Consider the following 1,422-nt stretch of genomic DNA (forward strand, 5'->3'; position numbering starts at 1 on the left):
AGCCCCCCCCCGGCCCGGGGGGGGTGGCGGGGGCTCGCCCTCCCCCGCCCCCCACCGGGGCCCCGGTCTCCTCACGGAGACCGGGGCCCTCTCGCCGCGCGCGCACGGCACACGCCACACCACCGCCGCACCGGGCCCGGCCCGGGGGAGTTCCCCCGCACCCGCCCCGTCCTGCAGGATGACGGCCAGAGGCGCCCCACCCGCCCCTCCGCCCACCGGAAGCAGGAACCGTGACCGCGCAGTCCTCCCCGTCCCCGGAGCGCCGCCCCGGACGCGCCGGCCCGGGCCCCCGCGCGGCCGCACTCCACCCGGCCGCCGGACCCCTGGCCGTGCTGGCCGCCGGGACGGCGGGCGCCGCGTATCTGTACGGCACCGATCCGCACGAGGGCGGACAGCTGCTGCCCCGCTGCCCGTTCCGCCTGCTCACCGGAGTGCTCTGCCCCGCCTGCGGCGGCACCCGCATGGTGTACGACCTGATGCACGGTGATATCGCGGCCGCCTGGGCCGACAACCGGCTGCTGCTCCTCACCGCGCCGTTCGCACTCGCACTGCTGGCCCGGTGGGCCGCCGAGGGCCTGCGCGGACGCCGCTGGCGGCCCCGGCTGAGCCGGCGGACCCAGGTCCTGGTGGTGTCGGCGGCCGTGGCCTGGGCCGTGCTCCGCAACGCGGTGTGACCCCGCCACGGGCCCGGTGTTCGCTGGCGACGGCTGCGCGAAGCGCGCACATTGCCGTGATTGATCACGGAACGGGCACGATCACCTGTTCCCCCTCCCGCTGGGGCCGCGGCTTTTTTACGCTGCCATGACACAGGGGGGCGTTCAGCGTGCGATCTTCGGCCGTGGTTCCCTCCTGACTCACCCCGGAATTCTCTGTTCCGGTTGTTCTTCCGCTCACCCAGGAGATACCCCATGACCGTCCCCACCCCGGATGCCCCGTACGGCTTCGACCCCCAGGGCCGCCCCTACTCCGACAAGTCGAAGATCGTCGCCGGTGTCCTCCAGATACTCCTCGGTGGTCTCGGCATCGGACGCTTCTACGTCGGCTCCACCGGCATGGCGATCGCCCAGCTCCTCACCTGCGGCGGTCTGGGCGTCTGGGCGCTGATCGACGGCATCCTCTTCCTCACCAGCAACGACCGCACCGACAAGCACGGCCGGGTGCTGCGCAGCTGACCCGCCACCCGCTCGGCGGAGCGGGAGACGCGCAAACGGTCCGGAGGGCTGCGCGCCCTCCGGACCGCCGCGGGGCCGGTCCGCCGGGTGTGCCGGGGGCGGTGCCGCCGCGCTATAGTGGATCTTGTCGCCGCGGCCGGGAAGTCCCGCACGGCGGGCATGCGTTGGTGGTCCAAGGAAAGACACCCCACTTCCCGTGGGGGGATGCGGGTGCAAGGCCTGCCCAGCGCTCCACCGGGGCCCCGGTCTC

Annotated in this window: 2 protein-coding genes; both read left to right on the forward strand. The window is 74.5% G+C overall.

The genetic code is table 11. The features are described from left to right. The first annotated feature begins 323 nt into the window (after window positions 1–323). Window positions 324–674: a DUF2752 domain-containing protein gene (locus tag ABT122_RS33530; protein WP_351559974.1), complete on the forward strand. Its 351-nt coding sequence runs from the start codon at window positions 324–326 to the stop codon at window positions 672–674. Between the two features lie 234 nt (window positions 675–908). Next, window positions 909–1,172: a TM2 domain-containing protein gene (locus ABT122_RS33535; protein ID WP_351559972.1), complete on the forward strand. Its 264-nt coding sequence runs from the start codon at window positions 909–911 to the stop codon at window positions 1,170–1,172. Window positions 1,173–1,422: the final 250 nt, after the last annotated feature.

The organism is Streptomyces sp. NPDC001985 (assembly GCF_040296845.1).
GTDB lineage: Bacteria > Actinomycetota > Actinomycetes > Streptomycetales > Streptomycetaceae > Streptomyces.